This is a genomic window from Paraburkholderia sp. SG-MS1 (assembly GCF_012275575.1).
Classification (GTDB): domain Bacteria; phylum Pseudomonadota; class Gammaproteobacteria; order Burkholderiales; family Burkholderiaceae; genus Paraburkholderia.
The window spans coordinates 1-4,556 of record NZ_NPIH01000114.1 but is presented as its reverse complement, the minus strand read 5'-3'; the positions used below and the strand labels follow the sequence as shown (position 1 = coordinate 4,556).

4 protein-coding genes are annotated in these 4,556 nt (G+C 65.0%); 3 read left to right on the top strand and 1 reads right to left on the bottom strand.

Annotated elements, in window-relative coordinates:
- Nucleotides 1-8: 8 nt before the first annotated feature.
- A complete protein-coding gene (locus CIC12_RS08680) occupies nucleotides 9-383 on the bottom strand; it encodes a hypothetical protein (RefSeq protein ID WP_174771971.1) in 375 nt (124 codons plus the stop codon).
- A gap of 202 nt (nucleotides 384-585) precedes the next feature.
- Between CIC12_RS08680 and glpD the strand changes: the two genes are divergently transcribed.
- The 3 genes from glpD to CIC12_RS08665 all read left to right on the top strand — a co-directional run.
- The gene (glpD, locus tag CIC12_RS08675; RefSeq protein ID WP_168663724.1) at nucleotides 586-2,115 is read left to right on the top strand and encodes a glycerol-3-phosphate dehydrogenase; all 1,530 of its coding nucleotides are present in this window, start codon (nucleotides 586-588) and stop codon (nucleotides 2,113-2,115) included.
- 171 nt (nucleotides 2,116-2,286) lie between these two features.
- On the top strand, nucleotides 2,287-3,786 hold the full coding sequence (gene glpK, locus CIC12_RS08670) for a glycerol kinase GlpK (protein ID WP_168663723.1): 1,500 nt from the start codon (nucleotides 2,287-2,289) through the stop codon (nucleotides 3,784-3,786).
- Nucleotides 3,787-4,046: 260 nt separating this feature from the next.
- Nucleotides 4,047-4,556 (top strand): HAD-IA family hydrolase (locus CIC12_RS08665; RefSeq protein ID WP_168663722.1); only part of this gene is annotated, 510 nt, incomplete at its 3' end.

The window sequence follows — 4,556 nt, the reverse complement described above, 5'->3', positions numbered from 1 at the left end:
TACCCCACTCAACCGCTGCGCAAGGTCGGATCGACCGCCGAGCGCCAGCTCAGCGCCTTGGCCCGTTGGGCGGTGAAAAACTCGACCCACTGATTGCGCACCTGCGGATCGGCGCTATTACCTTCGCTCGCATGACGCTGGGCGATGGCGGCCTGGAACGCGCAGAAATCGTCCTTCGACAACGCGCCGCGCCGGTTCGCCACATAGGCGTCGAATAGCGCCGCGTAGACGCCTTGTGCGTCCTTGCCGTAGTCGACGGGTTGCGCCGTGCACATCCGCTGCAACGCTTCGAACGACGGCGCACCCATCGTCCCCGTCAGGCTCGGCGAGCTGACGCACCCCGTGAGAAGCGCGGCGGCGCCGGTCATCAAAAGTCCACGCATTAATTCACCTCGAAATGGCTTCTGCGGAGAGTATCGTCCGTGACCGCCCGTTGCGCCACACCCTTGGGCGTTCGGATGAGGTGCGCTCAGGGAAAGCGAACTTTACTTTTTCGAATATGTTCATTAAAGTTCGAAAACGAACACAATCGGTTCGGCAGACTTTCCGCAGGACTTTTCAGGCGCAACGCAGGGGACACAGCAGGTGACGCAAGGCTCGAGATACGATTTGCTCGTCGTTGGCGGCGGGATCAACGGCGCAGGCATCGCACGCGATGCGGCCGGTCGCGGCCTGTCGGTGCTGCTCTGCGAACAGGACGATCTGGCCGCGCATACGTCGTCGGCCAGCACCAAGCTGATCCACGGCGGCCTGCGCTACCTCGAATACCGCGAGTTCGGCCTGGTCCGCAAAGCGCTGCAGGAGCGCGAAACGCTGCTGCGCGCCGCGCCGCACATCATGTGGCCGCTGCGCTTCGTGATGCCGCACATGCCCGATCTGCGCCCGGCCTGGCTGATCCGCGCGGGCCTGTTCCTGTACGACCATCTCGCCAGACGCGAATTGCTGCCGGGTTCGCGCGGCATCTCGATGCGCAATCATCCGGCCGGCGCGCCGCTGATTGATTCGATCAAACGCGGTTTCGTGTATTCGGACGGCTGGGTCAACGACGCGCGTCTGGTCGTGCTGAACGCACTCGACGCGCAGGAGCATGGCGCGACGATTCTGACGCGCACGAAGCTCGTCAGTGCGGTACGCGCGGGCGGTGAATGGCGCGCGCAACTGCAGCGCGCCGACGGCCCCCCCCTCGACGTGCGCGCCGCCTCGATCGCGAATGCCGCGGGCCCGTGGGTCGGCGAACTGCTGCAGGGCGCGCTCGGCCGCCAGGCATCGCACAGTGTCCGCCTCGTGAAAGGCAGCCATATCGTCACGCGGCGCCTGTTCGAACACGACCACGCGTACATCTTCCAGAACCCGGACAAGCGGATCATCTTCGCGATTCCATACGAAGGCGATTACACGCTGATCGGCACGACCGACCTCGAATATCGCGGCGATCCTTCGCAAGTGGCGATCGACGCCGGCGAAACTCAGTATCTGTGCGACTCGATCAACCGCTACTTCAAACAGAAGATCTCGCCCGCCGACGTGCGCTGGACCTATTCGGGCGTGCGTCCGTTGCTCGAAGACGAAGCCGCGGACAACCCATCGGCGGTCACGCGCGATTACTCGCTCGAACTCGACGCGCCCGCGGGCGAGGCGCCGCTTCTGTCGGTGTTCGGCGGCAAGATCACGACCTTTCGCAAACTTGCGGAGCAAGCCGTCGACACCCTCGCGCAGGCGTTGCACAATGGCGCGCCCGCGTGGACCGTCAGCGCGCCGCTGCCGGGCGGCGATATTCCGCACGCGGACTTCGACCGCTTCCTCGCCGGCTTCAGGCAACAGCATGCATGGTTGCCGGCCGAGCTGGCGCACCGGCTCGCGCGCGCCTATGGCACGCGCGCCACACGGGTGATCGGCGAAGCGCGCTCGGTGGCCGATCTCGGCCGGGCGTTCGCGCCGGGTCTGTACGAAGCCGAACTGGCGTACCTGCGCGACACCGAATGGGCGCGCAGCGCTCAGGACGTGCTGTGGCGCCGCTCGAAACTCGGGCTGCACGTCGAACCGGGCACGCTCGCGTCGATCTCGCACGACATCGACGCATGGTTCGCCCGCGAACCCGCGCGGCAAAGCGCATAGACTGCGCGCATAGTCTGCGAAGACCGGATCAGCCTCCGGTCAACTCCCCCTTTCGGCTGGACCAGCTCGGGCCGCACAATCTCATCCAGGATTGCAGCCAGGATAAAACAACAGGCGGCTCCCAGCGCCGGTCGGCAGGCCGGGGAAACGCCCACGCATGGAGAAGAGACAATGCAGGATCAGTACATCCTCGCGCTTGACCAAGGCACCACCAGCTCGCGTGCGATGCTGTTCGACCGGCTTGGCAACGTCGTGTCGATCGCGCAGAAAGAATTCCAGCAAATCTATCCGCACCCCGGCTGGGTCGAGCACGACCCGCAGGAAATCTGGTCGACCCAGGCCGGCGTCGCCGCCGAAGCCGTGACGCGCGCCGGCATGAACGGCACCTCGATCGCCGCGATCGGCATCACCAATCAACGCGAAACCACCATCGTGTGGGATCGCGAAACCGGCCACCCGGTCTACAACGCGATCGTCTGGCAGGACCGCCGAACCGCCGATTTCTGCGACCAGCTCAAGGCGCAAGGGCTCGAAGATAAGGTCCGCGCGAAAACCGGTTTGCCGATCGACTCGTATTTCTCGGCGACCAAGATCCGCTGGATTCTCGACAACGTCGAAGGCGCGCGCGAAAAAGCTCGGCAAGGCCGCCTCGCGTTCGGCACGGTCGACAGCTGGCTCGCGTGGAACTTCACCAAGGGCAGCCTGCACGTCACTGACGTGACCAACGCGTCGCGCACGATGCTGTTCAACATCCACACGCTGAAATGGGACGACGAACTGCTCGACGCGCTCGACATTCCGCGCAGCATGCTGCCGGAAGTGCGGCCGTCGTCGGAAGTGTATGGGCCGACCAGGACCACCGTATTCGCGTCGAAGATTCCGCTCGCGGGCATCGCCGGCGATCAGCACGCCGCGCTGTTCGGCCAGATGTGCACGGAGTCGGGCATGGTGAAGAACACCTACGGCACCGGCTGTTTTCTCGTGATGAACACCGGCGACAAGCCGATCGAATCGAAGAACAATCTCGTGACCACGATCGCGTGGCAGATCGGCGACAAGATCAACTACGCGCTCGAAGGCAGCATCTTCATCGGCGGCGCGGTGGTGCAATGGCTGCGCGACGGCCTCGGCATCATCAAGAACGCCGCCGAGATCGAAACGCTCGCGCGCGGCGTGCCGCATTGCGACGGCGTGTATCTGGTGCCCGCCTTCGCTGGCCTCGGCGCGCCGCACTGGAACGCGCACGCGCGCGGCACGCTGTTCGGCGTGACGCGCGGCACGAGCTCCGCGCATATCGCGCGCGCCGCGCTCGACTCGATCGCCTATCAGTCGCTCGACGTGCTGCAGGCGATGGAAGCGGACTCCGGCATTCGCATCGGCGAATTGCGCGTGGACGGCGGCGCCTGCGCGAACAATCTGCTGATGCAATTTCAGGCCGACATTCTCGGCGTCGACGCGGTGCGCCCGAAGGTGCCGGAAACGACCGCCCTGGGCGCGGCGTATCTCGCCGGGCTCGCGGTCGGCTACTGGAAAGACGTCGACGAACTGCAGCAGCAGTGGAAGCTCGAGCGCCGCTTCACACCGGCGTTGCCGCACGCTGAAGTCAAGGCCTGTCTGGACGGCTGGAAGCGCGCGGTCCGCGCCGCGAAAGCGTGGGCGGATATGCACTGAGTGCGCTGGCGCGAGCAGCTGAGCGCCCTCGCTCGCCTCAGCATCCGAGCGGTGTGAGCACCTGAGTACGCCAGTGTCCCGCCCGTTGTTTCACCGCCGACCCTCGCTCGCCATCGCGACGCCGCCCATTCGGCGGCTTCACCGATCACCCCGGCATCCTGCTGCGCGGAGATTGAAAGCACGTATCATGACGCTTTCACTCTGCGCGCCCGAGCTTGCAACCATCCTGCTCCCGCGTTCCCCGCTTTCCGTTTCCAGGCATGATCGACCACCTCATCTGTGATTGCGACGGCGTGCTCGTCGATAGCGAAGTCATCGCCGACCGTGTGATGTTCGAAACGCTCACCGTGGCCTTTCCCGGCCTCGACTTCGAGCCCGTCGTCAAAACCGCGTTTGGCCAGCAGACGTCACGCTTTCTCGAAGGCGTCGAGAAGTCCTTCGACATCACGCTACCCGCCAATTTTCTCAACACCATCGAACACAACGTCGAGCTGGAACTCGCGGCGTCGCTAAGTCCGATCAACGGCGTGCGCGAGGCTTTGCAACGTGTGACGCTGCCGGCCGCGGTCGTGTCGAACAGCCGCATGACGCGGGTGAGCGCCTCGGTGCGGCGCGCGGGTTTGCAACAGATTTTCGGCGAACGGATTTTCAGCGCCGAACAGGTGGCGCGGCCGAAGCCCTATCCCGACGTCTATCTGTTCGCCGCGCAGACGCTCGGCGTCGAGCCGTCGCGCTGCGTCGTCGTCGAGGACAGCATCGCAGGTCTGAAC

Coding starts and splice junctions, on each gene's coding strand:
- CIC12_RS08680 (WP_174771971.1), bottom strand. CDS start 383: ATGCGTGGACTTTTGATGACCGGCGCCGCCGCGCTTCTCACGGGGTGC.
- glpK (WP_168663723.1), top strand. CDS start 2,287: ATGCAGGATCAGTACATCCTCGCGCTTGACCAAGGCACCACCAGCTCG.